This is a genomic window from Mucilaginibacter sp. P4_E8 (assembly GCF_056401495.1).
Window position 1 is genome coordinate 1 of the sequence record NZ_JBFUJG010000457.1, and the last position, 521, is coordinate 521.

General features: G+C 42.4%; 1 protein-coding gene. It reads left to right on the forward strand.

Going from position 1 to position 521, the window contains the following annotated elements:
* Nucleotides 1-243: 243 nt before the first annotated feature.
* On the forward strand, nt 244-521 hold a 278-nt coding region (locus AC1DRQ_RS32080), incomplete at its 3' end, for a TonB-dependent receptor (RefSeq protein WP_477430296.1).

Sequence of the window (521 nt, forward strand, 5' to 3'; positions counted from 1 at the left end):
ACTTTCCGCCGAGGCGGATGGGAAGACGGGGCAACATGGGGAGTAAGTCAGAACACCTGCCCAGGCACTATAATTATTCACGGCTTTCGGGGATTGAAGCTTGAATGTGAATGCTCTTCATGTAGTGTATTTTCATTTCAAAACTTTTATTTACCGTATGCCAAGCGTTTTGCGCATAACAATATGAAGAAAATTTTACGCTGCTTTTGTAAGTATTCATTAACTGCACATAAATGCGGTATAATGCTTATTATATTGCAGGTAACAGCACATAACAAATCATCAGCCCAAACAGATACCACCAAAAAGTTAAAGGAAGTAACGGTTTCATCATCCATTATTCCTCAAATACAAACCATTACACCCGCCCAACAGGTGTCGGCCATTGATTTTGCACGTTATAGCGCTTTTAACGTGGCTGATGCGATCCGGAATTTTGCGGGCGTTATTTTAAAAGATTATGGTGGGGTGGGTGGATTAAAAACAGTGTCGGTACGCGGCCTGGGAGCTAATCATACGGC